General features: G+C 38.3%; 30 protein-coding genes, 1 other RNA gene and 1 pseudogene. 14 read left to right on the forward strand and 18 right to left on the reverse strand.

Annotation, left to right across the window (positions count from 1 at the left end; genetic code table 11):
* Window positions 1-52: 52 nt before the first annotated feature.
* A complete protein-coding gene (locus tag CIK00_RS17875; RefSeq protein WP_101769982.1) occupies window positions 53-1,015 on the forward strand; it encodes a LysR family transcriptional regulator in 963 nt (320 codons plus the stop codon).
* Between the two features lie 63 nt (window positions 1,016-1,078).
* On the opposite strand, the gene nqrM is transcribed toward CIK00_RS17875, so the two are convergent.
* From nqrM to CIK00_RS17890, 3 genes are read right to left on the reverse strand one after another with little or no spacing between them, the layout of a single operon-like run.
* Window positions 1,079-1,282, reverse strand: coding sequence for a (Na+)-NQR maturation NqrM (gene nqrM / locus CIK00_RS17880; protein WP_045037826.1), 204 nt, complete (start codon window positions 1,280-1,282; stop codon window positions 1,079-1,081).
* Window positions 1,279-1,749, reverse strand: a complete 471-nt coding sequence (locus tag CIK00_RS17885; protein ID WP_101769983.1) for a NifB/NifX family molybdenum-iron cluster-binding protein — start codon at window positions 1,747-1,749, stop codon at window positions 1,279-1,281. The genes nqrM and CIK00_RS17885 overlap by 4 nt, the downstream gene beginning before the upstream one ends.
* 3 nt (window positions 1,750-1,752) lie before the next feature.
* Complete coding sequence (locus CIK00_RS17890; protein WP_101769984.1) at window positions 1,753-2,052, reverse strand: DUF134 domain-containing protein; 300 nt, start codon at window positions 2,050-2,052, stop codon at window positions 1,753-1,755.
* 489 nt (window positions 2,053-2,541) lie between these two features.
* Between CIK00_RS17890 and CIK00_RS17895 the strand changes: the two genes are divergently transcribed.
* Window positions 2,542-2,745, forward strand: a complete 204-nt coding sequence (locus CIK00_RS17895; RefSeq protein WP_101769985.1) for a DUF1107 domain-containing protein — start codon at window positions 2,542-2,544, stop codon at window positions 2,743-2,745.
* Window positions 2,746-2,808: 63 nt separating this feature from the next.
* Here CIK00_RS17895 and gcvH read toward each other — a convergent pair whose 3' ends face one another.
* The 4 genes from gcvH to CIK00_RS17915 form a co-directional block, all read right to left on the reverse strand.
* The gene (gene gcvH, locus CIK00_RS17900; protein WP_101769986.1) at window positions 2,809-3,201 is read right to left on the reverse strand and encodes a glycine cleavage system protein GcvH; all 393 of its coding nucleotides are present in this window, start codon (window positions 3,199-3,201) and stop codon (window positions 2,809-2,811) included.
* Between the two features lie 157 nt (window positions 3,202-3,358).
* On the reverse strand, window positions 3,359-4,570 hold the full coding sequence (locus tag CIK00_RS17905) for an FAD-dependent 2-octaprenylphenol hydroxylase (RefSeq protein ID WP_193435487.1): 1,212 nt from the start codon (window positions 4,568-4,570) through the stop codon (window positions 3,359-3,361).
* A 2-nt stretch (window positions 4,571-4,572) separates the two neighbouring features.
* Entirely contained in the window at window positions 4,573-5,760 is a 1,188-nt protein-coding gene (ubiH, locus tag CIK00_RS17910) for a 2-octaprenyl-6-methoxyphenyl hydroxylase (RefSeq protein WP_101769987.1), read from the reverse strand.
* Window positions 5,761-5,787: 27 nt separating this feature from the next.
* Window positions 5,788-6,366, reverse strand: a complete 579-nt coding sequence (locus CIK00_RS17915) for a YecA/YgfB family protein (RefSeq protein ID WP_101769988.1) — start codon at window positions 6,364-6,366, stop codon at window positions 5,788-5,790.
* A 387-nt stretch (window positions 6,367-6,753) separates the two neighbouring features.
* Between CIK00_RS17915 and CIK00_RS17920 the strand changes: the two genes are divergently transcribed.
* The 5 genes from CIK00_RS17920 to serA all read left to right on the forward strand — a co-directional run bounded on the left by CIK00_RS17920 (window position 6,754) and on the right by serA (window position 10,250).
* Entirely contained in the window at window positions 6,754-7,053 is a 300-nt protein-coding gene (locus CIK00_RS17920; protein ID WP_045037820.1) for a cell division protein ZapA, read from the forward strand.
* 7 nt (window positions 7,054-7,060) lie between these two features.
* A non-coding RNA gene (ssrS, locus tag CIK00_RS17925) (6S RNA) lies at window positions 7,061-7,244 on the forward strand.
* A 69-nt stretch (window positions 7,245-7,313) separates the two neighbouring features.
* Window positions 7,314-7,937, forward strand: a complete 624-nt coding sequence (locus CIK00_RS17930; protein WP_232603141.1) for a 5-formyltetrahydrofolate cyclo-ligase — start codon at window positions 7,314-7,316, stop codon at window positions 7,935-7,937.
* 182 nt (window positions 7,938-8,119) lie between these two features.
* Entirely contained in the window at window positions 8,120-8,779 is a 660-nt protein-coding gene (gene rpiA / locus CIK00_RS17935) for a ribose-5-phosphate isomerase RpiA (protein WP_101769989.1), read from the forward strand.
* 238 nt (window positions 8,780-9,017) lie between these two features.
* Window positions 9,018-10,250: a phosphoglycerate dehydrogenase gene (gene serA, locus CIK00_RS17940; protein WP_101769990.1), complete on the forward strand. Its 1,233-nt coding sequence runs from the start codon at window positions 9,018-9,020 to the stop codon at window positions 10,248-10,250.
* 90 nt (window positions 10,251-10,340) lie between these two features.
* Here serA and CIK00_RS17945 read toward each other — a convergent pair whose 3' ends face one another.
* The 5 genes from CIK00_RS17945 to epd all read right to left on the reverse strand — a co-directional run bounded on the left by CIK00_RS17945 (window position 10,341) and on the right by epd (window position 16,237).
* On the reverse strand, window positions 10,341-11,063 hold the full coding sequence (locus tag CIK00_RS17945; RefSeq protein ID WP_101769991.1) for an oxidative stress defense protein: 723 nt from the start codon (window positions 11,061-11,063) through the stop codon (window positions 10,341-10,343).
* 278 nt (window positions 11,064-11,341) lie between these two features.
* Window positions 11,342-12,226 carry a small-conductance mechanosensitive channel MscS gene (gene mscS / locus CIK00_RS17950; protein WP_101769992.1) on the reverse strand — a complete coding sequence of 295 codons (885 nt, stop codon included), beginning with the start codon at window positions 12,224-12,226 and terminating at the stop codon, window positions 11,342-11,344.
* A gap of 472 nt (window positions 12,227-12,698) precedes the next feature.
* Window positions 12,699-13,775: a class II fructose-bisphosphate aldolase gene (gene fbaA, locus CIK00_RS17955; protein ID WP_101769993.1), complete on the reverse strand. Its 1,077-nt coding sequence runs from the start codon at window positions 13,773-13,775 to the stop codon at window positions 12,699-12,701.
* A gap of 160 nt (window positions 13,776-13,935) precedes the next feature.
* Entirely contained in the window at window positions 13,936-15,099 is a 1,164-nt protein-coding gene (locus CIK00_RS17960; RefSeq protein ID WP_101769994.1) for a phosphoglycerate kinase, read from the reverse strand.
* A gap of 85 nt (window positions 15,100-15,184) precedes the next feature.
* Complete coding sequence (epd, locus tag CIK00_RS17965; protein ID WP_101769995.1) at window positions 15,185-16,237, reverse strand: erythrose-4-phosphate dehydrogenase; 1,053 nt, start codon at window positions 16,235-16,237, stop codon at window positions 15,185-15,187.
* A 613-nt stretch (window positions 16,238-16,850) separates the two neighbouring features.
* On the opposite strand from epd, the gene CIK00_RS17970 reads away from it, so the two are divergent.
* From CIK00_RS17970 to CIK00_RS17995, 6 genes are all read left to right on the forward strand, one after another.
* The gene (locus CIK00_RS17970; protein WP_101769996.1) at window positions 16,851-17,063 is read left to right on the forward strand and encodes a cold-shock protein; all 213 of its coding nucleotides are present in this window, start codon (window positions 16,851-16,853) and stop codon (window positions 17,061-17,063) included.
* A 193-nt stretch (window positions 17,064-17,256) separates the two neighbouring features.
* Window positions 17,257-17,670: a NirD/YgiW/YdeI family stress tolerance protein gene (locus CIK00_RS17975; RefSeq protein ID WP_232603140.1), complete on the forward strand. Its 414-nt coding sequence runs from the start codon at window positions 17,257-17,259 to the stop codon at window positions 17,668-17,670.
* Between the two features lie 303 nt (window positions 17,671-17,973).
* The gene (locus tag CIK00_RS17980) at window positions 17,974-18,624 is read left to right on the forward strand and encodes a class I SAM-dependent methyltransferase (protein WP_101769997.1); all 651 of its coding nucleotides are present in this window, start codon (window positions 17,974-17,976) and stop codon (window positions 18,622-18,624) included.
* Window positions 18,621-19,319, forward strand: coding sequence for a TVP38/TMEM64 family protein (locus tag CIK00_RS17985; protein ID WP_101769998.1), 699 nt, complete (start codon window positions 18,621-18,623; stop codon window positions 19,317-19,319). The genes CIK00_RS17980 and CIK00_RS17985 overlap by 4 nt, the downstream gene beginning before the upstream one ends.
* 236 nt (window positions 19,320-19,555) lie before the next feature.
* Window positions 19,556-20,251, forward strand: a complete 696-nt coding sequence (locus CIK00_RS17990; protein WP_101769999.1) for a response regulator transcription factor — start codon at window positions 19,556-19,558, stop codon at window positions 20,249-20,251.
* Window positions 20,251-21,426 (forward strand): sensor histidine kinase, encoded by a 1,176-nt coding sequence (locus CIK00_RS17995; protein ID WP_101770000.1) that lies wholly within the window; start codon window positions 20,251-20,253, stop codon window positions 21,424-21,426. Before CIK00_RS17990 ends, CIK00_RS17995 begins: the two co-directional genes overlap by 1 nt.
* An 82-nt stretch (window positions 21,427-21,508) precedes the next feature.
* On the opposite strand, the gene CIK00_RS21665 is transcribed toward CIK00_RS17995, so the two are convergent.
* The 5 genes from CIK00_RS21665 to CIK00_RS18020 form a co-directional block, all read right to left on the reverse strand.
* Window positions 21,509-22,051, reverse strand: coding sequence for a type II secretion system protein (locus CIK00_RS21665; RefSeq protein WP_101770001.1), 543 nt, complete (start codon window positions 22,049-22,051; stop codon window positions 21,509-21,511).
* A gap of 105 nt (window positions 22,052-22,156) precedes the next feature.
* A complete protein-coding gene (locus CIK00_RS18005; RefSeq protein WP_101770002.1) occupies window positions 22,157-23,632 on the reverse strand; it encodes an NAD(P)H-hydrate dehydratase in 1,476 nt (491 codons plus the stop codon).
* A gap of 262 nt (window positions 23,633-23,894) precedes the next feature.
* Entirely contained in the window at window positions 23,895-24,113 is a 219-nt protein-coding gene (locus tag CIK00_RS18010) for a DUF3955 domain-containing protein (RefSeq protein WP_101770003.1), read from the reverse strand.
* Between the two features lie 290 nt (window positions 24,114-24,403).
* On the reverse strand, window positions 24,404-24,613 hold the full coding sequence (locus CIK00_RS18015) for a BrnA antitoxin family protein (RefSeq protein ID WP_045037153.1): 210 nt from the start codon (window positions 24,611-24,613) through the stop codon (window positions 24,404-24,406).
* Window positions 24,606-24,902, reverse strand: a complete 297-nt coding sequence (locus CIK00_RS18020) for a BrnT family toxin (protein WP_045037152.1) — start codon at window positions 24,900-24,902, stop codon at window positions 24,606-24,608. The genes CIK00_RS18015 and CIK00_RS18020 overlap by 8 nt, the downstream gene beginning before the upstream one ends.
* Window positions 24,903-25,149: 247 nt before the next feature.
* Between CIK00_RS18020 and CIK00_RS18025 the strand changes: the two genes are divergently transcribed.
* Window positions 25,150-25,509, forward strand: a complete 360-nt coding sequence (locus CIK00_RS18025) for a VOC family protein (RefSeq protein ID WP_101770004.1) — start codon at window positions 25,150-25,152, stop codon at window positions 25,507-25,509.
* Between the two features lie 95 nt (window positions 25,510-25,604).
* Here the strand turns inward: CIK00_RS18025 and CIK00_RS18030 are convergent.
* Window positions 25,605-25,726: pseudogene (locus CIK00_RS18030) on the reverse strand (IS1595 family transposase); the annotation flags it as partial.

Here is a 25,726-nt window from a genome sequence, read left to right on the forward strand (position 1 = left end):
GTGACATTGATTAAAATGCCGCAGGTTTAATCAAACGGGAAAGGAAAAGGCAATGGCTAACCATCAGAATCACGATATTAATTGGCGTGGTGTCGATCTTAATTTATTAATTGCCTTTGCAGCACTAATGGACACCCGCAGTGTGACTAAAGCGGCCAATGAATTAGCAATTGGTCAGTCTGCGATGAGCCATAATTTATCGCGATTACGTAATTTATTAAATGATCCCTTGTTTGAACGTCATGGTCATCAGATGTTGCCGACTCAAACAGCATTAGAACACGCGACTACTGTTGATACGATTTTGTCATTAGTGACCAATGAACTGCTACGACCCAGTACATTTATTCCCGCTGATTTTTGTGGCACCTTTAAAATAGGCCTAACCGATTATGCCGAGTTGTTATTTGCCCCCGCACTGTATGATGCAATTCATCATCAAGCCCCGCAATGTCAACTGAGCTTTTTTAATGTTGATCGTCACAGTTATCACTCTGATTTTAATCAACATCGTATTGATGTAGTGATTGGATCAATGACCGATATGGGCAAAGACATTGAGCATCAATACCTCTATACCGAAGATCATGTTTGTCTTTATGATCGACGTGCAACAGGGCTTAATAATAACGTTACGCTAGATCAATATCGCCATCACCCACATGCACTGGTTAGCCCAGATGGAAAATTAACGACTCAGGTTGATGACCAATTACAACGACAAGGATTTGAGCGTCAAGTCGCGGTGGGATCGCATAACTTCCTCACAATTCGACACTTATTAAGCGGACGCGATTTAATTTGTGTGGTATCACGATTAATGGCGCAACTGGATATTTTCAACGACCAATTAACCCAATGTCCGCCTCCTGTAGCCATTGCGGATTTTGATATTCGATTATTATGGCTCCATCGCAACAGCAACCATCCTCGCAACCAATGGTTACGCCAAGTCGTTGCAAAAACAGTAATAACCCAAGTGGAACAACTTCGATCGGGTCAATTAAGCCAATAAATAAAGCAGAGAGCGGCAGAGCTGTTTACTCTGCCAATGGCTGTTGTATCTATACCAATGCAATTACTGCGCGCGACTATTCGGCTCTTGAATCTGATAAAGTTTGTGTTCATCGCAAGGTTCATCGCAATTACACTCTTTATCTACGCCAACATTAGCCAACCCGCCACAGCTACCACTGATTGTTTGACGTTTTACAAACCATCCAATCGCCATCGCTAAAATCACGATTAAAAAAATACCCAACGTTAATAAAAATGTGGTCATAATTTTAAGCCGCCAATCTTACCAAGACCCTTAATCATCGGAGCTAACATACCCACTTTTACAGCAGTTGGTGTTGATTTCTTCGTCCCACAACCGCAACCACACGCACCTTTTTCACGCTTACATGCTCGACCTTGCTCGGCTGTCACTAATGCTTCTTTGTTAATCCCCCCCGCTAAAAAAGCCACCAATGATGTTCTTAACGGTACACGACTAACACTAAATCCAGCTTGTAATAAACGTGCTAAAGATCGTGTACCAATATTACCTAATACAATTTCAGTCACGTTCATAGCGGCTAATTGTCGTTGTAATATTTTTTTATGTTTACAGCCTAACTCTCGACTACCACTGTTTTGAATTCGATCGATCAATTGACCTTGTTGATCATAAATAGCAAACGTAGCCGCTTTACCAAAATGGCCTGCAATTTGATCTCTTGGCGTTAACGCAATCGCAATTAACATATATTAATCCTCTGTATTATTAGTATTATCTGTTACTAATTCTAATGCCATTCCCATCACTAATGCCTGCGCAACCTTGTGCCGTCCTCGTGCAACAATATTGCCCAAAGTTTGCCGAGAAACACCTAATTGTTGCGCAGCTTCAAGTTGTTGCAAGCCTAACATATCGACCAATCTTAGCGCCTCTAACTCGTCACTTGCTAACACAATTCGAGGTAATTGCGTCATCGGTACACCATTAGGTTTAAAACAGCTATAAGCTGGACGACAACTGATCTTTCTTACAATTTTAGGTCTTGCCATGATGATAATAACCTCTCTCAATCAAGTTTCATTATTGGCGTATGCCAATAACTCGGTATTGATCTAGAATCATAAATACTGATCTAAACAATAAATTTAATAAATACATTCCGTAATGAATCGTTATCGCATTAAAAAATCAGCATAAAATATCGAAATAGTATTCAATTTATTATTAACTTTGTTGCTTATAAATAACACCAAGGGAACAAAAAACAATCATAACCAACTAACTTAACGCAAACATCTTCAAACAGGTTGCTATCATCGTAAAAAAAACACCTTTTAGAAAGTGGTCATAATATTTATAAACACAAAATAAATACCATTATCAAAATATTATTCTGAATACTGAATTTAAACTTATTCAATCTGCCGACAAATGAAATTTATCGTTTAATTTGTGCTAATAATGTCACAGAAGTGTCATGCGATTTAGCGTATACTTAATCCCGTTAATCGCCAGGATGGTCGGAGTTAAACTGTATTATGCGGATGTTCAAACGCTACTTGCCTAAACTAATCGCCAAGCATGTTAGTCGTATATTTAAAGGAAGAATTTATATTGATGGCCGTGGCGGCTATCATTTTGAGGAAGGAATATTGTTGGTGCCATTAAAAGCTCAACAACATCATTATGATACGGTTAACGAGGTTAACTTAGAAATCAAACGTCTACGTGAAGTTTATTAAGTCGATACTAAAAATCAACTAAACAAAGATAATAAAGCCCACTTCTGCATGTGGGCTTTGATATTATTCATCATCAGCAATAATCGCCAAATAATCTTCCGCACCAAGTAGCTCATCAATATCAGCTTCAACATCGATACGAATTTGAAATAACCACCCATCGCCATAAGGATCATTATTGACTAATTCAGGCGCAGCATCGAGATCATCATTAATGGCTATAATAGTGCCCGTACAAGGCGCATAAATATCAGATGCCGATTTTACTGATTCAATAATGGCACATTCTTCGCCACCATCAACAGCATCGCCACTATCGGGAAGATCAATAAAAACCATATCGCCTAATAATGCTTGAGCATGATCACTAATACCAACGGTATAGATCCCATTGCCTTCATCACGCAGCCATTCATGAGTATGGGTAAATTTTAATTCTGAGGGCACATCGCTCATTCTCACGTCCTTTTTAAGTTCACAATTAATGGGTAATTAATACTCTATTTACTGTAGGTTAAAAAAGATGTTTTGCTCAATCTGAAAACAAAAAACCGTAACAAAAAAATCATTACGGTTTAATACACCATGACCCGAACATGCAAAAAATCAAAGACTACTTATAACGTGCCAATTCAGGTAATTCACCACTTAAACCTAATGCTCGACGCATAAATTCATCTTTAACACCAGGCGCAGTATTGGCGAATAACATGCCTAAATCACGGACCAATTTCTTCGCTGGATGTGACCCATCAAATAACGATTTAAAGCCTTGCATCGCCGTTATCATTTTGGCCGCTTCTGTTTTACGCCAGCGTTCGTAATGACGTAAATTAACTTGCTTACCAATGTCTTTTTCCGCTTGCCATAAACTAATAATCTCTTGCGCTAAGGCCGCGGCATCTAATAAACCTAAGTTAACCCCTTGCCCTGCTAGCGGATGAATGGTGTGAGCGGCATCGCCGACTAAAGCCACCCGTTCACGGACAAAATCTTGGGCATAACGCATTTTTAGTGGAAATGCTTGGCGATTACCTTCCACACGGCACAACCCTAAACGGTGATCAAAAGCCGTAGTGAGATGCTGATTAAACTCTTCATCACTGATATCACAAAGCTGCAATGCTTGCTCAGGCGGTAATGACCACACAATCGAACATAAGTCTTTTTCAGCTAATGGCAAAAAAGCCAACGGGCCATCAGGACGGAAAATTTGACGTGCTATTTGCAAATGCGGCTCATCACAACGGATATTCGCCACCAGCGCACTATGACCATAATCCCAATGTGTCAGTGGAATATCTACATGCTGACGTAACCATGAATTAGCACCATCAGCACCGACGACCAATTTAGCGGTTAAATTTTTACCTGACTCCAATGTGATCCATGCTTCAGTTTCACCAAAGGCAATATTTTGGCATTTATCAGGCGCAAATAAGGTCACATTGTGTTGCTTACAGACCTGATCAAGCAACGCTAATTGAATCACTCGATTCTCAACAATATGACCTAAATCAGGTTGTGCTAATCGTTCAGCATCAAACTCAATATGAGCAAAACTGTCTTGCTCCCACACTTCCATTTTGCAGTAAGGACTCATGCGACGATCGCAAATGCCATCCCAAGCGCCAACACCACGTAAAATACGCTCACTAGCACGACTTAAAGCCGACACTCTAATATCTGGTAATGCTGCTAATTCAGGCTCAGGTAATTGACCTTCAATCACCGCCACGCGTAATTCAGTATCGGCTAACGCTGCTGCCAGCGTTAAGCCCACCATTCCACCACCGATAATGGCGACATCAACATTTTGCATCATAGCTATCGTTTTACCTGTCCCATCGCACGGCGTAATAGCGGTGCTTGAAGAGTGTTAGAAAGGCTCATTGTCATCAAGCCCAGATTACGCCCAACAATGAGCGCAGGATTATCATTAGCAAACAAATTAACCAAGCCAGCCGTCATCGCAATAGTGGCTTGTCGATCAGGTAAACGTCGTTCACGATAACGGCCTAATACCGTCGGTAAACCAATATCAGCGCCACGTTGAACCCCTGCCGTAATTTCTTCCGCCAAAGTCATGACATCGCGTAAACCAAGGTTAAATCCCTGTCCAGCAATCGGATGGAGCGTTTGGGCAGCATTACCAATAACAGCAGTACGATGTGATACTAACCGCTGCGCTTGACGTAATATTAATGGATAACAATGACGCTCACCTGCCACGGTGAGTGCCCCTAATCGCCAGCCAAACACAGTTTGCAATTCAGCTAAAAATTGTGACTCAGTTAATGCCATGATCCGCGCTTGCTGATGGGGTTCAACACACCATACCAATGAACTGCGTCCTTGAGACATCGGTAATAATGCCACTGGCCCATGCTCAGTAAACCGTTCAAAAGCTTGGCCTTGATGTGGCTCAGCCGTCGTGACATTAGCAATGATCGCCACTTGCTCAAAATCATGTTCATCACGACCGATATGCAATAATTCGCAACAATGTGAGGTCGCACCATCAGCAGCAACCACTAATTTGGTGCGTAACCGTTTACCGGTATTTAAACGCACTAATGCTTCTGATTGCGTACGTTCAATATGTTCGACTTTAGCGGGACAAAACAGATCAATTTGTGGGCGAGTCGCTAACTGGTGGTTAAAAATCTTACCCGCTTCAGCTAATTCAATCACATAACCTAACGCATCAACTGCCCGCTGTTGAGCAGACAACTCAACCATCCCTGCATGACCACGATCAGACACATGAATATGCTTAATCGCCGTAGCAACACTTGCTAATGCCGGCCACAGCTGGATTGAGTCTAATAAACGGCTCGAACCATGAGAGACAGCAATACTGCGGGCATCATAACCAGGATGCCCATGCTGATCCGCTGCCACCGCTTCAACGACCGCGATATGTAATTGATGCTGGGTTAATTCATCAAGTGCAATCGCTAAACACCCACCCACCATTGCGCCACCCGCAATAACCACATCATATTGCTTCACATTTTGTCCCTTTCGTCATCGAAACTCTTAATGAACGGTTGGCTTCTCGTCAGCATCATCATTTATAAGACGTTGACCTAATTCAGAATGACAACTCAATACACACATACGTACATGTTCAACCACTTGTTCAAATAATGCTGCTTGATCTTCAAGATCATCATCTTCATCAATACCCAGTTGTGAGATCTCTTGCAAATCAGCCAATACTTCGGTTATTTCCTCAGACAATTGATTTTTTTGTAAATCCATTAGTCCTAAACCTGAAATAAAACTGCTTACCCACTCAGTTAAAGCATCAGCACGATCAGCTAATGGCTCATCATCATCTGGCATCAATAATGAAAACTCAAATCCACCGCCAATTAACTCATCAGCTGTAGTGGTAAATAAAGTGCGCACCATCATTTTAGCACCATCAGTCATTGGCTCGCCTTGATTGGCATAATCACAAACAGGACCAGCCCAACTTTCATCATCCACAGCTAAACCACCACAAATCATGCCACTGAGTAAACCATGTAATTCAGCGGGCATAGCAGCTAAGCCTTGTTCTTTTAAGTCAGCTTCAACAGCTTGGTATGTTGGTAGGGTTATTTCACTCATGGCTTATCACCTTTTTGATTGCGCGATTTAAAATAATTTTTTATGTCGATTACTTAACAATGATGCCAGTAATTAACGTTACACTTTCTGAAATTGTACCAAACAATAATCACACTTATGGCTTAGTTAGTATAATAAATAGCAATGAGCGAATGACGGCACTGTGTTATGCTAACATTTAAGCTTAATTCGGCAAATGATAACACTGGTGATAACGTTCAATCCTTAATCAACTATTTAGAGAGTCTGATTAATATCTGTTTAGTCAGAAGATATTGAACCGAAACCGAGACATAGTCGCTTGCATCTTAGGCAGGGTTTTCCTATATTGACTTTAGTCGCAAGCGGAATGAATACCCATTCTGGCACGGAGCAAATCGAAGGTTTATGAGTACTCAGGCTGTAGAAATTCAAGTATTGGGCCGAAAATTAAAAGTTAATTGCCCAACAGGTCAAGAAGACGCATTACGTGCCGCGGCGGCAGATTTTGACCAACGCTTGAAAGATATGTCTGCGCGTAGTAACGTATCCGTAGAACAATTATTAATCTTTACTGCTCTCAACATCAGTAACGAGTTGCATTTAGAGCGACAAGAACATAATCGCAATGCTGAATTAATATCCAATAAAATCAATTCTCTAGAAGAAAACTTGGATAAAGTATTGCAAAATCAGCCAAAGCGTTGATAATGAATTGACCCTGGGGTGTACGTCAGTGAATGAATGTCCCCGAGCCGATAAGCAAATACCCAGGATTGGCTTTTTTATTAGCTATTGTGCATGCTCAGCTTGACTGAGAAGCCTGCGGCTAATGTTGCCAGTCCACCTTGAACATCTGGTTCAAGGGCCTTATTTCGCAACGGCACCTTGGGGCATCCCTCTCATGTATTTTACTTTATTTGTGCATATTACCCACTTACAATCCCTCAACACCCACGGTTCATGGATTGGATACTCAAGTGATAACGCCTCCTGCTTCTAGCTCACAACTTTTACGCCAGCAATTACGACAACAAGTTCGTTATGCTAGACAACAACTATCACCTCAGCAACAACAACACGCAGCTCAACAATTATCCCTACGTTTACAAGCCTTACCTCTGATTCAACATAGCCAACATATTGCTATTTATCTCGCCAATGACGGTGAAATTGATCCACAACCGTTCATCGAATGGTTATGGCTCCAAGGAAAATCAGTTTACTTACCCGTATTGCATCCTTTTAGTAAAGGGCATTTATTGTTTCTGCACTACGACGCAACAACCCCAATGACCACTAACCGCTACCATATTAGGGAGCCAAAATTAGATGTCCGTCGAGTGAAACCTATCGCAGAGCTTGATATCATTTGTACGCCATTAGTCGCCTTTGATGGTACAGGTCAACGGCTTGGTATGGGCGGTGGTTATTATGATCGAACCCTGAGTCAATGGCATCAACACCGCCAAGGGCCTTATCCAATCGGTATCGGCCATGATTGCCAATATCTTTCACAACTACCCAATGAAAAATGGGATGTACCCTTACCCCTAGTTATCACCCCTAACCATCAATTTATCGAAGCATAGCCCCTTTTACGCAAACGTTTGGCTTTGTATTAAAAAAAACTGAATGTAATTGTATGTTATTCAAAAAGTTATATTTTTAGTTTTAAATTTGCACACTTTAACCATAGAATCCAACTGACGAAATCACTTCGGTTCGTTATAATCACCTTTCGCATAATTGAGGTCATTACGAGGATAGCAGCATGACACAAGATGAAATGAAAAAAGCAGCGGGATGGGCAGCACTTGAGTACGTAACGAAAGACAGTATTGTTGGTGTCGGTACTGGTTCAACCGTTAATCACTTCATCGATGCCTTGGCAACCCGTAAAGAAGAGATCAAAGGTGCAGTATCAAGCTCTGTTGCTTCAACTGAACGTCTAGAACAAATTGGCATTACGGTTTTTGATGCTAACGAGGTTGCTAGCCTTGATATTTATGTTGATGGTGCAGACGAAGTTAATGCTCAGTTTGATATGATCAAAGGCGGCGGTGCGGCATTAACTCGTGAAAAAATTGTCGCAGCAATTGCAGAAAAATTTATCTGTATTGTTGATAACACCAAACAAGTTGATGTCTTAGGTCAGTTCCCATTACCAGTAGAAGTCATTCCAATGGCACGATCTTTTATTGGGCGTGAACTTGTAAAACTTGGTGGTGATCCAGTCTACCGTGAAGGTGTTATTACGGATAACGGCAATATCATTATTGACGTTTATAATATGGCGATCACAGATCCAAAAGCAATGGAAGACAGCATTAATGCTCTACCTGGCGTAGTCACTGTCGGCCTATTTGCTCATCGTGGCGCAGATGTATTACTTGTCGGCTCACCTGAAGGTACTAAAATCATCGAAAAATAATGATTAGTTCGTTATTTGATTACAAAACGGCAGCTATTGATCGCTCACAAATCATTAGCTGCCGTTTTTTATTGGCTTTTCTGTAATATTCTTACCCATAATGGTTAATTTTTGATACTTTATTAAACGAACAGCATCAAACATTTAACTATTTAGCTACTGAAAGACAATATTTATCGCAGCCAAACTAAGGCAATATTGTCATTATCAGTCGCCACGTTTTTAAGGATAAGAACTTATGGCAACCGTATCACTCAATAAAGAAAAGATAAAAATCCTCCTCCTTGAAGGTCTCCATCCTTCAACAATAGAAGTCTTGCAGCAAGCTGGCTATAGCAATATTGAATATCACAAAGGCTCTCTCGATGGCGAACAACTATTAGAAGCAGTCAAAGATGTTCACTTTATTGGTATTCGCTCGCGCACTCAATTAACACCAGAAGTCTTTGCGGCCGCTAAAAAACTAACCGCAGTTGGTTGTTTTTGCATTGGTACTAACCAAGTTGATATCAAAGAAGCAATGATACGTGGCATCCCTGTTTTCAATGCCCCTTTTTCAAATACTCGTAGTGTTGCTGAGCTTGTTCTGGGTGAAATTCTATTATTATTACGAGGTATCCCTGAAAAAAATGCCAAAGCGCATCGTGGCGAATGGTTCAAATCAGCTGATCATTCATTTGAAGCTCGCGGGAAAACACTCGGTATTATTGGTTATGGGCATATTGGTACTCAATTAGGTATTTTAGCTGAGAACCTTGGAATGCGAGTTTGTTTTTATGATATTGAAAGCAAGCTATCGCTAGGTAATGCCACTCAAGTGAGTTCTTTATCTAAATTACTCAATAAAGCCGACGTAGTGAGCTTACATGTACCAGAAACACAAGGTACGGCTAATCTCATGGGCGTCGAAGAATTTGCACGTATGAAGCCTGGCGCTATTTTTATTAATGCCGCTCGTGGAACAGTCGTTGATATTGATGCGTTATGTAGTGCATTAGAAAGTAAGCATATTGCAGGTGCTGCAATTGATGTATTCCCTATTGAACCACAAACCAATAACAATCCCTTTAAATCACCATTGATGCAGTTTGATAATGTATTGTTGACCCCACACATTGGCGGTTCAACTCACGAAGCACAACAAAATATCGGCGTTGAAGTTGCAGGAAAATTAGTAAAATACTCTGACAATGGCTCAACCTTATCAGCGGTAGGTTTTCCTGAAGTGTCACTGCCAGAACATCATCGTGGTTGTTCTCGATTACTGCATATTCACTACAACCGTCCAGGCGTATTAAATCAAATCACCACAATTTTTGCATCGGAAGGGATTAACATCGCCGCCCAATTCTTACAAACGGGTGCAGAAGTCGGTTATGTCGTCATTGATGTTGAAACTGAGCGTTCAAAAGAAGCACTACAACAACTGAAATCCATTGATGGTACGATTCGTGCGCGTATCCTGCACTAATTGTTAACCGTTTAACAACGACAAAGGAGAGCATCATGCTCTCCTTTTTATGACCATTGAATCTATATCGGTATTATTTTTATATTTAGATTATTTTTCAGCTAATTTAAAAATCACATTCACGCTGTCTTTAATAATAATGCTGTTATCCGTATAGCTTTGATCAACAGATCCTTTGCTCATGCTGCTATACATCACCGCATCATTACTACGACGGTATGGCATCGGTTGGCTATTGGTATTGTAATCAATCTGCCATACTCCATCGATCTTATTACCAAATCCTTGCGCTAATGATGCTGCTACTTGCTTGGCATTTTCAATCGCTTTTTGACGCGCTTGCTGTTGGTACTTTTCAGTATCTGAGACCTTTAAATCAATATTATTAATTTGATTAATACCATCACCCAATGCGTCATCTAAATACGTATTTAGCATCGTTAGTTTATGTACCGTGACAACAACATTACGGCTGGCTTTAAAGCCTGACAACACGGGTTTTTTATCTTTAGGATAAGCGTACTGTGCCGACAATGAAATATTGGCGCTATTAATGTCTTTTTTATCAACACCAGCTGTTTGTAAACGTTCAATAAACTTTGTAACCGCTTGATCGGTTGCTCTCTTAGCATCAACGGCAGTCTTTTTAGTTTCGACCACATTGACGGAAAATACTGCCATATCAGGCTGTACGACAACTTCGCCACGACCGGTTGTTTCTAAGTGAGGAAATGGAATATCTGCCGCCATTGCAGCAGTTGAAACAAACGCACTAGCGCCAAGTACCATCATCGCTAAACATTGTTTTTTCATTATTCATCCTTTTTATTAAACGCACAACAGAGGGTATTTATTTATATAAACATCAATAACCATATCAATAAATACAGAATTGTTTATCTGTAAATTATGGCTCTATGCTAACAAACCTTTATTATAATGAACACTGTTTTTTAGCGGTGCTTCAGTAACCATTCAGTAACAGTAGCGTGTTATAAATATGATTACTGCGGCCATTAGCTGTCTTTCAAATAAAAAAAAGAAGCCCGTAGGCTTCTTTTTTAGTGTCATACAATTAAAGATTGAGCGAATTAAGCAGCAGCTTTATTTACATGAACATCCATCTGTGGGAATGGAATTTCGATACCTTCTTTATCAAGCTCTTCTTTGATCGCTTGGTTAAGATCGAAATATACAGCCCAGTAATCAGGCGTATTAACCCATGGACGTACCACAAAGTTAACAGAAGAATCAGCAAGCGCAACCACACCAATAGTTGGTTCAGGATCTTGAAGTACGCGAGCGTCAGCGGTTACTACACGGTGCAAGACTTCTTTAGTTTTCTGTAAATCAGCATTGTAAGAAACACCAATCACTAAATCGATACGACGGGTATCATTACGAGAATAGTTAGTAATTGGGTTACCAATAATATGTGCGTTTGGTACGATAACCGTTTTATTATCAGGCGTACGTAATTCAGTAGAGAAGATCTGAATAGATTCAACTGCACCAGCAACACCAGCTACTTCAACATAGTCGCCAGATTTGAATGGGCGGAAACTAACAATCAACACACCTGCTGCAAAGTTTGATAATGACCCTTGAAGTGCAAGACCAATAGCAAGACCTGCGGCACCAATAACCGCAACCACTGATGCAGTTTGAACACCAATACGACTTAATGCTGCAATTAGAACAATAACAAATAATACATAACGTACTAAACCATGAACAAATTCAACAACGGCATTATCCATGTCTTTTTTGCGTAAAACTTTCGCAATCGTACCAGCGATCATTTTAACAATGATATTACCAATAAATAAGATCAGTAATGCTGAAACGATATTTACTGCATATTGAACCAATAGATCTTGGTTTTTAGTGATCCAATTCCCTGCGTGCAATACACCATTCGTTAACGAATTATCGGATATATGTTCAACAACCTTATCGGCAACGCTTTCTGTCATGAAGGTATCTCTCTCAAAATATAATAATAATAAAATGTTGCTTAATGCGCAGATCATACCAAAAATGGAAAAAATAACACCTATGCAACATATTTGAAATTAGATCACAATAACTGACAATATTATAATTAATATAAGAATCAGCATTGATAATGCTAACATCAAAGAAACAGTGCATTATTAATCTTTTATTAGCTAAATGGCTAGTAAAAACAATCGAACAATCATAAAAAAATATAAATCAGGGCGAACTAATACCAATACCATTAATTAATGGGCCATATTAAAAAGTATACATTCCCTATCTCGTTAGTAACCTCATGATAAGGAACGATGAAAGAGGACTTAAATTAAGTCATCAACTTATAAAGATTAATATAAAACAGAGAATAAGCCGCTAACTGTTTATAAAAGACAAAAAAAAGCCCACCGAAGTGGGCTTTTCACATTTTATCTAGTGACGAAATCGAAATTATAGAACGTCGATTGCGTTTAGGTCAGAGAATGCTTTCTCTAGACGCTCAACCATAGATACTTGACCTGCACGTAACCATACGCGTGGATCGTAGTATTTTTTGTTTGGCGCTGACTCACCTGTTGGGTTGCCGATTTGACCTTGTAGGTAATCGTGGTTAGCAGCTTCGTAACGACGGATACCATCCCATGAAGCCCACTGTGTATCAGTATCAATGTTCATTTTAACAACACCGTAACCGATTGACTCTTGGATTTCAGCTTCAGAAGAACCTGAACCACCGTGGAATACGAAGTTTAGAGTGTTAGTCGGTAGACCAAACTTCTCTGAAACGTATGTTTGAGAATCACGTAGGATAGTTGGAGTAAGTACAACGTTACCCGCTTGGTAAACACCGTGTACGTTACCGAAAGATGCAGCGATAGTGAAACGTGGGCTAACTGCGTTTAGTTTCTCATATGCGTATGCAACATCTTCAGGTGAAGTGTATAGGTCAGATGCGTCCATGTGAGAGTTATCAACGCCGTCTTCTTCGCCACCAGTACAACCTAATTCGATTTCTAGTGTCATGTTCATCTTAGCCATACGCGCAAGGTATTTAGCTGAGATTTCGATGTTTTCTTCTAGAGGCTCTTCAGAAAGGTCAAGCATGTGAGAAGAGAATAGAGGCTTACCAGTTTGAGCGAAGAACTCTTCACCAGCATCTAGTAGACCGTCGATCCAAGGAAGAAGTTTCTTAGCTGCGTGGTCAGTGTGAAGAATTACAGGAACGCCGTAAGACTCAGCAACCGCGTGAACGTATTTAGCACCAGCGATAGCACCAAGAATTTGAGGGCCTTGACCTTCAAGTTTAAGGCCTTTACCGCCGAAGAATTGTGCGCCACCGTTAGAGAACTGAACAATAACTGGTGCTTTAACTTTAGCAGCAGCTTCAAGAACAGCGTTTACTGAATCAGTACCGATACAGTTAACAGCAGGTAGAGCAAATTTGTTTTCTTTTGCTACAGCGAATACTTTCTGTACGTCGTCGCCAGAAATAACACCAGGTTTTACAAAATCGAAGATCTTAGACATAACAATAGTCCTATATTTACTTTGTTGTCTGTGGAAAAATTCTTGTGCAAACGTTTGCGATAAGCGGCTATTTTACGGAAACATAAGCGCTATCACAAACATTTAAACGCGGAAACTATCACTATTATGATAAATACATCCAGTTTCCACGCCAAATAAATTATGCTTTAGAGCGAGCTTCTAACATTTCAACAGCAGGCAATTTTTTGCCTTCAACGAACTCAAGGAAAGCACCACCACCAGTTGAGATGTAAGATACTTTGTCTTTGATGCCGTATTTGTCGATAGCTGCTAGTGTGTCACCGCCGCCGGCAACAGAGAAACCTGCAGATGCTGCGATAGCGTTAGCTACAACTTCAGTACCTTTACCGAATTGCTCAATCTCAAACACGCCAACAGGACCATTCCAAAGAATAGTTTTTGCGTTCATGATGATATCTGCAAGTGCTTGAGCTGAATCAGGACCAAGGTCAAGAACCATGTCGTCATCTGCGATATCTGTTGATGCTTTGATAGTTGCAACAGCAGTATCAGAAAACTCTTTTGCACATACAACATCAGTTGCTACTGGAATAGCAGTGTTTGCCATCAGTGCTTTTGCTGTTGGGATAAGATCAGCTTCGTAAAGTGATTTACCTACATTGTTGCCTTCAGCAGCAATGAATGTGTTAGCAATACCACCACCAACAACGATTTGGTCAGCAATTTTAGCTAGTGACTCAAGAACGGTTAGTTTAGTTGATACTTTAGAACCACCAACGATAGCAACCATTGGACGTGCTGGGTTATCCATTGCTTTACCTAGCGCTTCTAGTTCGCCAGCTAGCAGTGGACCTGCACATGCTACAGGTGCAAACATACCAACACCGTAAGTAGATGCTTGTGCACGGTGAGCCGTACCGAATGCATCCATTACGAATACGTCACAAAGTGCAGCGTATTTTTTAGATAGTTCGTCTTCGTTCTTCTTCTCGCCCTTGTTAAAACGTACGTTTTCAAGAACAACAAGCTCGCCTGTGTTTAGCTCAAGACCATCAAGGTAATCTTTTGCTAATTTAACGTCACAATCTAGTGCGTCGTTTAAGTAGTTAACTACAGGCTGTAGAGAGAATTCTTCTGCGTATTCGCCTTCCGTTGGACGACCTAGGTGAGAAGTAACCATTACTTTAGCGCCAGCTTCTAAGCAGCGTTGAATAGTAGGTAGAGATGCTAGGATACGTGCATCTGAAGTTACTTTACCGTCTTTTACTGGCACATTTAGGTCAGCACGAATAAATACACGCTTACCAGCTAGATCCAGATCAGTCATCTTGATTACAGACATTTTTTGCCCTCTCAACATTATTTAAAATAAAAGTTCATAAATTTCACGGCCCGGCGTCACTGCCAAACCCAATAATTCTTACTACTTATTTTTGCAGCGTCGCAGCAGAGTTATCTGTTGCCGCCATTGCTAACGCAGTATCTAACATGCGATTTGCAAATCCCCATTCATTATCACACCACACCAACATTTTTATTAAATGCTGACCACTCACTCGGGTTTGGGTGCCATCAACAATCGCGCTATGAGGATCGTGATTGAAGTCTATCGATACCAAAGGTGCTTCGGTATAAGTCACTATACCCTGTAATGTACAACGAGACGCATTCAATAATGCTTGATTTACGTCATTAACTTTCACGTTTGTTGTAACAGTAACCGTTAAATCCATGGCGGTGACATTTATTGTGGGCACCCTCACAGAAATAGCTTCAAATTTGTCAGAAAACTTCGGAAAAATACGACCGATACCTAAATGTAGTTTGGTATCTACTGGAATAATGGATTGGCTAGCAGCACGCGTTCGGCGTAAATCAGGATGATAAGCATCAATAACTTGCTGATCATTCATTGCAGAGTGAATTGAGGTTATAGCGCCCGTTTCAATACCGAAACAATCATCCAATACTTGAATGATGGGCACGATGCAATTCGTCGTACAAGAGCCATTAGAAACAATCGTGTGTTGCGGGGTTAACTGTTGATGGTTAACGCCATATATCACAGTAAAATCAATATCTTTGGCCGCAGGATGGGAAAATAACACTTTGTTAGCACCAGCATGTATGTGGGCTAAACCATCAGCACGAGAACCAAACTTTCCGGTGCAATCAAGGACAATGTCGACGTCCAAATCATGCCAAGGTAACAGTTTAAGATCCGGTTGATGAAGCAGGTGAATTTGATCGCGGTGACCATTTTCATGGGCAATAAAAAGATGCTCCTGGTCATAACTGACAGGCTTACCAAAACGTCCATGGCTTGAATCATACTGAAGTAGATGAGCCATTGCTTCTGGCTCAGCCAATTCATTGATGGCTCCGACGTTAATCTGGTGATGCTTACCGCTCTCGTACAATGCGCGGAGCACACTGCGACCGATGCGACCGAATCCATTTATTGCGACTTTTAGTGTCATATCCGTGCTACAAAAAACCTAAGCGGCGTTAGTGTATACCAACCAAGTTTGAGAATCACCATAATTGTGACAACTCTCACTGCATTTAGTTAAATATGTACATAATCAAACATATAATCACATAAACTTACATTGTTAAAAATTAAAAGGTGAATAGTTAAGCGATACAATTCACTATTAATGCCAAATCATTGTTATTAATAGTCATAAATAACATCAATATAAGCTACTTATAAGCTTTGATTCCACGTTTTTATTTATAGATATAAATGGTCTGTTTTTACCGACTATATAAAGCTGAAATTAGTTATAATACACATCATCAAAAAGCATCACCTAAACTTATAGACAACATCGTAAATCACACCTCCCACTAGATGTATCCACATATACCCCTTTACAACCCTGCATTTTAAATAAATAATCGTCGCCCTCTGTTGCTCTGCGTTATTAATGAAACATCAAGTAAAAGTAAAACCCTTAGAATATCTTCGTTAGTGTTGTAATCCTCTGTGTTTCCCTTAGCTTCATCGTCGCATTTAATAGCTTACGCTTATCAACAATCACATTTTTCCATTGAAAATTTTCATCTTTTTAAGATTAAGGGTTATACATGTCGCATAAAGCAACGGGTTTAGTGAAGTGGTTTAGCGAAGAAAAAGGCTTTGGCTTTCTAACTCAAGATACAGGTAATGCAGATGTTTTTGTGCACAGTAGCGGCATTGCAGATAAAACCCTTACCAAACTGCCAGAAGGCAAAAAAGTATCATTTGATGTTGAGCACGGCCAAAAAGGTCTGCAAGCCATTAACGTTGTAGTTTTATAAACGCAATATAAAATAACATTACCCCCAAAAGGCCGCTGACACACCAGTGGCCTTTTTGTTATCAAAACCATGTCATTATTTACTGTTTATATGGGTCATTAATAAAGCTTACAAAAATGTAATGTTCAGGCAAGGTCGGTGTATAGATCGTTAGGTATTATTCCCACATCAAAACACAACTGAGAATTTTACAATGTCTATGTCTAATAAACGCTTTGCTATGCTACTTCTTCCTGCTGTACTGTTATCAACCTCTGTGTTTGCGGCAACGACAGCACCAACAACACAACCAATCAATAATGTAGCGACCCAACAACAAGGTTTTAGTGGACCAAGTGTTGGCTTAAAAACAGTAAAAGCCGTTCTTGATTCGAGTATGTTCAGTGATGATACCCCAGTAACATTAACTGGAAATATTACAAATTCATTAGGTGACGAACATTATCAATTCACCGATGGTACTGGCTCTATTACAGTAGAGATTGATCATAATAAATGGTTTGGTGCACAGGTTACCCCACAAACCAAGATCACGATCCAAGGCGAAATTGATAAAGAGTTTAACCATACCGCAATTGATGTGAATCATGTTCGTGTGGTTAGCTAATCGATGCTATCGATTTAAAACATCTAGACTGCGAGTAAATGATTTTTGACTCACTGTCTAGATAGATATTATCTTTAAAAAATCAATACTATCAACAACAAAAACAACTTTAATGCTTATTTATTTATGAAATAAAAACGAATGTAACCAAAATGATATTAGTTAATAATTAATTTTGTAGCACGTTAATTGAAACATTATATTGTTGTTATTGAATTTTTATCATAAAAGGATGTTTAATATAAATTAATACTTCAAAAGTTGTAAATAGTAAAATTAAAATTACTATTTAAAGGTGATTAAATGTTACGTAAAAAAGCCATTGCTTTTATATCTTGGCGTTCAAGGTTAAATAAAAACCACGCAAATAATATATGTAGCACACCAAGTAAAAACAGAATAACTGATATTATTTTATTCATAAAACAATATATTAAAAATCCAAAAGAAATTGGAAGTTTAACCCCAAGTAGTAACTCATTATCAAAAATGATGACGGAATCTATTGTGGGAAATGGTGATACTTTAATTGAATTAGGTGCAGGTACGGGTGTTTTCACCAAGCTAATAAAACTTAAATTTAAAGATCATAAATTTTATGTTTTTGAAAAAAATACAAATTTCCATGAAAACCTATTAAATATAAAAAATATAGATTTACGTTGTAATGCATTAGATATGACAAATATTATTGATAAAAATAAAACTAAAGTATCCGATGTCATTTCTGGATTACCACTTAGATCTATTGATAATGAAATATCTAATGTAATTTTAAGTCATGCTTTTTGTTTGTTAATTAATGGTGGCCAGTTCATCCAATTTACTTATGGACTTAAATCTCCAATCAGTAATAGTTTTTTAAAAGAACATAATATGGTATTAAATAAAAAAATACATGTTATAAAAAACATACCACCAGCAACAATATATATTTACAAAAAAATATTATGAACAAACTACTTAAGATGATAACCAAAAAAAATATACTGTTATTGTTTTTATTATTACCGATTTATGCTTACTATCAATTTGACACATTAACAATAAAAAATATAGTTGAGTACAAAGCAATAATTCATAATACAGTAAATCATCACTTCATAATAAGCGCTATCGTTTTTTATATACTTGTGATTATTTTAACTGCATTATATCTCCCACTAGATATAATATTCAGCTTACTATCTGGATATTTTTTTGGGTTTTGGTTTGGCATTATATTTATGTCATTTGCTTATTCTTTAGGTTCTACCTTATCCTTTATTATTAGTCGCTATTTACTATTTGATTATTTTAAAAATAAATTCGATCGGAAATTTAAAATAATTAATCAGCATGTAGGTAAAGATATTAATCTTTATTTATTATCATTACGTTTGATGCCAATATTCCCAGATGTATTAATAAATATAATCATGGGATTAACTGATATAAAATTAAAGAATTTTTATATCATCAGTCAAATCGGAACTTTGCTAAGTATCGGTATATTTGTCAATGCTGGATTACAATTATCCACCTTAAATTCATTACATAATATTATGTCTACTCCTATAATTTTGTCTTTTACTCTGATTGGAATCATGCCATTTTTAGTTAAATTATCACTAAAAAAAATCAGTCATAACTCACAGCTATTTAAGTAAAATAAGCCTAACCACATTAATTCCCCCTAACTTAAATTATGCTTAACTTGTTATTAATAAATAAGTTAAGCATGCAAATCCCCGTTTTTCAATGATACAAAAACACAAAACCTATAACGTTATCTAAAATATTACGCTGGCTATAATTAACCTAAAAGACTAAATACCTACAAAAAGTCTTCATTCGCCAATACAATCACTTAAATAATATTTATTTCACTATAAAGGCTGTAATTATGAAAATATTACTTGTTGAAGACGATGTTAGCTTAAGTCGTTATATTGAAAAAGGACTCACAGAAGCAGGTCATCATGTACAGTGCATTGATAACGGAAAATATGCACTTGCGATATGCATGTCAGAACAGTTTGATATCGCTATTGTTGATCGTATGTTGCCGGGTTTAGATGGTTTATCTTTTGTAAAAGCGCTACGTGCATCAAAAATTTCAATGCCCATTATTTTTCTCACCTCACTTTGCGGTATTGATGATCGTGTTGATGGTTTAGAAGCTGGCGGGGATGACTATTTAACCAAACCCTTCGCTTTTTCAGAATTACTCGCACGAATATCAGCGTTATCACGTCGTTCATCGACACTATCAGAAGCAAAACCCAGTGAGCTGGTTTATGGCGATCTCAGTCTTAATTTATTTGATCATACTGCGATCCGCCAAGGGCAAGTATTAAATTTGCAACCAAAAGAATTTCGCATTCTTGAACTCTTTCTTCGTCACCCAGGGCGAGTCATTACTCGAACAATGCTATTAGAACATGTGTGGGATATCTATTTTGATCCCCAAACTAGTGTCGTAGAAACCCATATTAGCCGTTTACGTAATAAGCTTGAAAAACCGTTTGGTGATCAGCTTATTCATACCGTTCGAGGCGCGGGTTATAAATTAGAACATAAATATGGAAAAGATAGCTAATGCATCCATTGATAGTTCGAATTCAACAAATATTACCAATACCAACATGGTTACGAAGCTCAGCAATGCAACAGGGGCTGATGTTTATCATGGTATCGGTTATTAGTTTACTTTTGATGTCCAGTCTCACTGTTGCCTATGTTGATTATCATCTTGATAAAGTAAACAACAACATTGAACATAATGTTGAAGCATTTATGCTTGGAACAACAACAGAAATCAACAAAGAGCCTATCGATGAAGATGACATTATCGACGTCTTGGCAACAGGCTTTATTTTATCGGGTATTTTAGTTGTACTGTTTAGCTCTGCTATCGTTATTTATATGACCAGACTCAATCAGTCAAAAATCGACCGTATTGAAAAAGTATTACGTGCCGCTGCTGATGGTGAGTTATCAGCAAGAACCATGATGTCGAGCCAAGGTAATGATCTCACTCGCATCGGATCAACCATCGATGAAATGCTGTCACGTTTACAGAATGTGGTCGCAGCCATGAGTGATATATCCACCAATATTGCCCATGAATTAAAAACCCCCATTACTCGCTTACAATATAATTTATTAACACTTAATGAGATGGCAGAGACACACCAAGAGAATCTTGATGCTAATTTTTCTGAACAGTTAGAGCTGGCTCTCAATGAATCAAGTCGTTTAGCCAATATATTTGATGCCTTACTGCGGATATCTCAAATAAAGTCAGGCAATAGACGTCAGCGATTTGAGACAATTAACATGATCGATATAGTCCAAACGATCACTGAAATTTATACCGATGTCGCCGAAGATGCAGGCATGTCATTAACCCTTGCGGCTCAAGTAGAACCTATTTTTATTCAAGGAGATCGAGAATTACTGATCCAACAATTAGCAAATCTTGTGGAAAATTCATTACGATATTGCCCTCAAGCAAGTAAGCTAAAGCTATCGTGTTACACCAATAACGATAGTGTCGTGATCACCATGGCAGACAATGGCCCTGGAATTGATAACCAAGAAAAAAATCGCGTGTTTGAGCGGCTTTATCGAATAAACAAATCACGTAATGATGGCGGATTAGGTATCGGACTAACCTTGGTTAAAGCGGTAACAGAATTACACCAAGGCGAGATCAAACTTTATGATTGTCATCCTGGACTTGGGGTCGAGATTCGCTATCACTGCCAATAATGTTCACTATTAACACACAAATAGGTCGCTAAAATCAGCGACCTATTAATATCATTTTTGAGTGATATATTGATAATAATACCTAACAGGCCACCAATTTAATTATTGGTCGCTCTTCACCATTTATCTTATATGACACATAACACTTATTCTCTCTCAAAAAAACTCTATCGCCTTTTTTATATGCATTCGTTGCGAGTGTGATTTTTAAAAGACCATTGTCCTGAACAGCAATAAAATCATCATTTATTATTCCGGAATTGTCCCCAACACCATCAATTAAAAGGTTTAATGTCGGTGCAAATGCACTTGGATAACCATACTGAAAAGAACAAACAGCGACGCCGTCTTTACATCCCATAAAAGATAATGAGTTATAAATCGCGCCCTCAGGAGGAATTTTTTCATTAACAATATAAGGTACACTCGCCATACCATTGGCGGCCATTTTTTCGTATACCGTATCAACAGTTGATTCTAAAACTCCTTCCATTTCTTTTAGTGTTGCGGTTCTTGCATCATTTTGTAAGTTCATAAACTTCGGTGCTGCGATAACCGCCAATATACCCAATATGACAATAACCACGACTAATTCAATTAGTGTAAAACCATGTTGTTTTTTCATGAAAATTAAACGATAAAATATATATGATTAAATATTATATCTTTTGCGTATAAAAATACTGCGATATTTCAGTTTCTATTTCATATGCGCGATATTTTATAGTTTTTAGATATTGCTCGATTGAGAAGATGATTTCATCACCACATGAAAATAATCAATTAAGTCGCTGGCTTTTAGAACATTTTTCCCTGTTTCCATAACAATATAATCAGCACAAGCACTATGTAACCAAACACCTAAACAAGCCGATAAAAATATATCCTGAGTTTGTGCCAGTAAGCCAACTAATATACCGGTCAGAATATCCCCCATACCACTTGTCGCCATCGCCGCATTGCCTGCAGTACAGACCAAAATACGATCCTCATAGCATACTAATGTACCTGCGCCTTTTAAAATCACACATCCGCCATATTTATTTTGTAACTGACGAATAGCCCCATAACGATTTTGCTCAATCTCTGAAATTGAAACATTTAATAATCGAGCCGCTTCACCTGGATGTGGAGTTAAGATTCGATTGCGATCGTAATTAGGAGACTTTGCTAATAAATTTAAGGCATCGGCATCAAGCACTTTAGGTAAAGATAAAGCACTTAGCTCATCAAATTTCTGCCGAGCAAACTCCGATTGTCCAAGCCCAGGACCTATGGCAATAACAGTGCCCCAATCTATTCTCTGTTGATATTTTGCAAGATCAAACCAATCCTGAACCATTATTTCAGGGGTACGACTTAAACTAGGCATAATATGATCAGGATGAGTTAATACCGAGGTCAGGCCACAACCAATATTTAAACACGCCTCTGATGCCAATAAGATCGCGCCGCCCATGCCTTGATCTCCACCGATCAACACCCCTCGTCCATATTCACCTTTATGTGAAGCCGCTAATCGTTCAGGTAACACCTGTTTTTTAGGGTCTAAGACTTCAATTGATGAATCTACAATATCCTTAAATAACGCTCCAACACCCAAATCATCAAAATGTAGCTGACCAACATAATTACGTGCTTGCCCTGTCAGTAATCCTTGTTTTAAACCAATAAAACTAATGGTGTGCTCTGCAAATACGACATCTGAATAACAAGATCCAGTATCCGCTATTAACCCGGATGGAATATCAATTGAAATCGTGGGTGCTGTTTGCTTATTCATCCATTGAATAGCCAATTGTGCAGATGATCTCAGCTCGCCTTGCAATCCTGTACCCAGAACAGCATCAATAATCACATTCGATAACGGTAATGACACCGAGTCAAAAACCACCTTTCCACCGAGCTTAATCCACTGCTGATAAGCGCTTAAAGCATCCCCTTTTAATCGTTTAGGATCACCAATATGCCAAACAGTAACTTGCAATTTATGCTTTAACGCTAACTGAGCAACTTCAAAACCATCACCACCATTATTTCCACCACCAGTAACGACAACCACTGAACAACATTTAGGATAGTATTGTGACAAGCACTGGAAAACGGACTCACCAGCACGTTGCATGAGAGTATAAAGTGAAATATTAGCGCGCTTGGCTGCCTCTTTTTCACCTTCTCGAACTTGTTCCGCGGTATAAAGTTTCATTCACCATCTATCCCTTATCTAGAAGAATTAGATCAATAATATGCTCAGGGGTGAAGGATGAAAACACTAAAGTTAATAGCAACAACACCACACAATTATTACCACATCATCTTGTGCAACGCTTTCAAGGTTGATACAACAAAAAAATAAGATATTGATAAAAAACAGTAAAAATAAAAAGTAGTATTATTTAAAACACATCTCACCCAAACAACCAGATTAATAGTGCGAAGCACCCTGATATAATCTTGCTGTATCACAATCACCTATGAATTCTATTTTTCATACTTATAAAAAAACTGACTAAAAAAGAAAGGAGAGCACAAAATATAAACAACCAAAACAACGGAATAAATCCGAAAGCTTCAATAAGAAATCCATCTTGATTAACATAAGAACCAATTAGGTTAAAACATATTAAACATATCAAACTAAAAGTTAAAAACAGAACAGATAACCAATATTTTTTTAATATTTTCATTAATTTCTCTCAATCATTAATTTACATTATTTCGTTCATCTGATGCGAGCTGATACGTGGTAAGGTCCAGATACAAAAAAGCAGCGATAAGCTACTTTACACCTTAAATTTAAAATCAATCTAAGTTTAGCCCCCTAGAAATAGATTTATTTTAAATCTACCTCACATACAAAAATACCGCCTCAAATTGGGCGGTATTTAACAGTTAAACTATTTATGTGAATTGCGCTAAATCGTATCAACAATGCATAAAAAGGCCGCTACATATGAGTGACCTTTACTGTAAGATTTTACTGCCAATCCATTGTTAATTCTTTATTTTTTGATGCGCAATCTTTTAGATAAAGATTAATTAAGTTTTGGTATGGGATACCATTCTTTTCAGATAAATCTTTAAAGTAAGTCACCACATCATCATCGAGTCGAATAGTGATCTGCTTCTTTACTTTTTTCGCGTATGGATTAGCCATTGAGTTTGAAAAATCATATTGATCACGCATAACGAAACTCCTCATATTGTTTACGTTCTCGTTTTTCTGCTTTCCGAGCTGAAATAATTCGAATCCTTTCGTCATCACCTCGATAGCAATGACATACAACGAGAGTGTTATGTTTCTCACTCAACCCCATAATGATGAAGCGTTCTTCACCATATGAGCTGTCAGGGTCAGGTATCACACGAGCACATTCATCACTAAAAACTGATTCAGCCTCTATAAAAGTAATGCCATGCTTTCGAATATTACTTTCCGCTTTATTCGGGTCCCACTCAAATTGTAGATAACTCATAATTACATCGTAACTACATTGTAGTTAAACTATAACAAATCACAAACTAACCTACAAATACCAAAAAACCGCCTCGATGGGCGATCTATTTATGCGATCCGATATGCAGTAACCAAAAGCCATCAAAATTACCACTTAAAACTATTTTAATAAGTAAGTAATCATTACGTAATATAGACAAACAAAAATTATAAGTTCAGATTAATGACAGTGGTTTATAGGAGTTATTATATGTTTTAGTCACATCATGGTTGGTGCAAATAACGTTACAAAGTCTAAGCGTTTTTATGATGCAATAATGAAAACATTAGGCTATGAAGAGGGGGTTATTGATGACAGTGGCCGCTGTTTTTATTTTAGCCCTGAATCAATATTCTGTATCACCAAACCAATTGATGGTGAAGTTGCCACTTATGGCAATGGCATGACTATTGGATTTAAAGCTAATAGTCCAGAACAAGTAAATGCATGGCATAACGCAGGTACTGATAACGGTGGTACTACCTGTGAAAATCCTCCTGGTATTAGAGATAACGGTAAAAGTAAATACCTAGCCTACCTTAGAGATCCTGATGGTAATAAGTTATGTGCTGTTTATTTTATGTAACACATTATTAGCTAATGTGTTTTTTAATTCACAGATATCACACTTAACGTATATTATAAAATAAAGGTCGCCTTCGTGACCTTTATTTTACCTGATTACCACCGAGACTCAGCCAGAGTTAATAATTTCTCTGGCATCGGTGGTGATTTTGCACCACATTTAATCAGCGTATTGAATATATCTTCAACTCGAAACCGATAATTAAATCTAAAACAGA

The organism is Photobacterium carnosum, from assembly GCF_002849605.1.
Taxonomy (GTDB): domain Bacteria; phylum Pseudomonadota; class Gammaproteobacteria; order Enterobacterales; family Vibrionaceae; genus Photobacterium; species Photobacterium carnosum.